The sequence below is a fragment of the Marivirga sp. genome, assembly GCF_035704835.1.
In the GTDB taxonomy this organism is placed as follows: Bacteria; Bacteroidota; Bacteroidia; order Cytophagales; family Cyclobacteriaceae; genus Marivirga.
The window spans coordinates 1-2,401 of sequence record NZ_DASSWQ010000038.1 but is presented as its reverse complement, the minus strand read 5'-3'; the positions used below and the strand labels follow the sequence as shown (position 1 = coordinate 2,401).

General features: G+C 32.8%; 3 protein-coding genes. All 3 read right to left on the bottom strand.

Going from position 1 to position 2,401, the window contains the following annotated elements; genetic code table 11:
- Positions 1-150: 150 nt before the first annotated feature.
- The 3 genes from VFM92_RS05925 to VFM92_RS05915 all read right to left on the bottom strand — a co-directional run bounded on the left by VFM92_RS05925 (position 151) and on the right by VFM92_RS05915 (position 1,911).
- Entirely contained in the window at positions 151-453 is a 303-nt protein-coding gene (locus tag VFM92_RS05925) for a type II toxin-antitoxin system RelE/ParE family toxin (protein WP_325121276.1), read from the bottom strand.
- Positions 453-644 carry a hypothetical protein gene (locus tag VFM92_RS05920; protein ID WP_325121275.1) on the bottom strand — a complete coding sequence of 64 codons (192 nt, stop codon included), beginning with the start codon at positions 642-644 and terminating at the stop codon, positions 453-455. Before VFM92_RS05920 ends, VFM92_RS05925 begins: the two co-directional genes overlap by 1 nt.
- A 250-nt stretch (positions 645-894) precedes the next feature.
- Positions 895-1,911 carry a transposase gene (locus VFM92_RS05915; RefSeq protein ID WP_325121274.1) on the bottom strand — a complete coding sequence of 339 codons (1,017 nt, stop codon included), beginning with the start codon at positions 1,909-1,911 and terminating at the stop codon, positions 895-897.
- Positions 1,912-2,401: the final 490 nt, after the last annotated feature.

Genomic DNA, 2,401 nt, shown 5'->3' with positions numbered 1-2,401 from the left:
AAAACAAGTAGCCCCAGCGGATACTGAGGCTACACAAGATGAACTTCCATGCAAAGAATCGCCTGAAGTCCTCTTTTCGCTAGAACAAAGTTAGAAAAATTATATTTATTTACTTGCTTTTAAAGACAGTACCTCGATTGTAATTCGTGTCTATTCGGTATCCTTCCTGAGCCTTTTAGGATTCATCCTGTTATCAAAAAAGGTGACAATTTTTATAGATTTGCTATCATACTTATAGTATATAGTAGTCTGTTTCGATATAACAAATCTATGAAGTCCTTTTACTAAATCTGATTTAGGTGCACTTTCTGGGTATTTTGAAATTTGCACAAATGCTTTGTCAAGCTTACCGATAAAAGTTTTTTTGACCTTCAGAGACCATTCCAATTCAAGATATTCAAGTAGCTTTTCTAACTTATTAGATGCTCGTTTCGAGAATAATATTTCTCTCATTACCGGTGTTTTGCTATAAAGTCTTTGTAGTTAACTACTTCTCCCTTTTCAAGCTCTTCTATTCCTTTTAGAATATCCTCTTTCTCATTCTCCGAGAGAGTTGTCCAAAAGTCCGCATCTGGTTGTTTTACAAATAGATTCTTAATTGATTCAAGTATCGTTGGATTATCAGTTTCGAGAATCATTTTCATTATTCTGAGTTTTTCGGCTTGAATATTCATGCTGTTTCTATTTACACAAAGATAATAAAATAAACGCACTAGTAAATGAACAGTTTTAGTGCATTAATATTAAAAGTACTAATTGGCAATATAGAATTGTATGATTTACAACGCCACTGTATAAATTCGTGGCTGATTAAAAGTATAAAAATTTCAGTTAACTACCGAGGCAATCCGCAGGATTGGCTTATTAAATTAATTTTCATCAATAAGTCAATCCTTATCTTATGGATAAAGCAAGAGAGTTCAGGTAGTTTTTGTCATATTTTTGATTGTTACGAATAACCGCAAATAATCTATGAATGAGTTTAGACCGAACCGCATTTAAAACTAGCATTTTGTTTTTTCCCTCTTCCACTTTTCTAGTGTAGTAATCTCTTAATTCCCCATCAACCTGGATGGCTGAAAGGGCTGCCATATGAAAGACTTGCTTTAATTTTTTATTAGCACGTTTAGAAACTCTTGCTTTGGTTTTTAAACTGCTACCAGACATAAATTGAAAAGGAGCTACACCAGCGTGACAAGCGAACTTTCTTGGGTCTGAAAAGTCTTTAAATCCTCTGGTAGCCACAATAGTTTGTATTGCTGCTTGTGTTCCTATTCCAGTTATTGAGGTAGATAGATTAAACTGATGCTTTAGATTATCATCGCCAGTTATGAGGTGATCAATCTGATCCTGTATTGATTTAAGCTGCAAGACCAGCGTTTTAATTATAGCCTTATATCGTTTGACTTTGTTTTTGTAGAAAGAGTCAGGAACATGTCCTTTTTGATCTTTGATTTGAGCAGTGTATTTAGTTTTGTCTGTTAAGATTAAATCTCTTTCATTTAATAAAAATTTGAGTTCTTCAATAACTTCATCATCTCTATTATATAATTTAACTAAGTCTTTAAATCGGAAAGCATAAATGGCTATTTTTTCAGAATCAATTTTATCATTTTTAGATCTAGAGATACCCGAACGGTGTTTGATCTGAGCAGCATTCTCAATCCACAGATCAATAGCCATAGCTTTACAAGCTTCAACTAAGGAGAAAATATAAAGTCCGGTAAACTCTGCACCAACCAAGCTGTTTTCAATATCAAAGCCATTTCTTTTAAGTGACTTTAAATGTACAATAATACTTTTAGAGTTGTTTTTACAAACTGAGTGATTGAGTTCACCATCTGTGTTTAAAGTAGTGATGTCAATTTTAGCTTTGCTAATATCAATACCAATAAAATTAGAATAATTCATAGATTTACTTTTAAGGATGAAACATAAAGGGATTAAGTACACTCCTAATGACCTTAATAGTCGAGACTAATATCTTATTGAGGTTTTGAGTACTTAAAAAATAGAATAGTACCTATAAGGATTCTAGATTTTATCTAGCGGATTGACTGGTTTACTATTCTACCTCCTTTCTTATTAAAATACAATATCGTAAATCTAAGGTGCGGATTGACGGACTATCTACAGAGAGCTGAAGGAACAATAACCTACTAACAGCCATGATTTATACAGAATGTTGAACTCAACCTCCGGTAGCTGAAGTATTTCAACTTACCGGAGCGTTAAGCTCATGATATAAAATATAAATATTATGAGCAATTTAAGTAAAAATTACGGATGGTTAAACACCAAGGCTAATTCAGCCAAAACATTAATTGAAAGAGCCAAGAGAGAAGTGCCTCATTTTTCGGATCATATCAAGAAATTTGAAGAGCAGATCACATTAAAAAGC

Coding starts and splice junctions, on each gene's coding strand:
- VFM92_RS05915 (WP_325121274.1), bottom strand. CDS start 1,911: ATGAATTATTCTAATTTTATTGGTATTGATATTAGCAAAGCTAAAATT.
- VFM92_RS05925 (WP_325121276.1), bottom strand. CDS start 453: ATGAGAGAAATATTATTCTCGAAACGAGCATCTAATAAGTTAGAAAAG.
- VFM92_RS05920 (WP_325121275.1), bottom strand. CDS start 644: ATGAAAATGATTCTCGAAACTGATAATCCAACGATACTTGAATCAATT.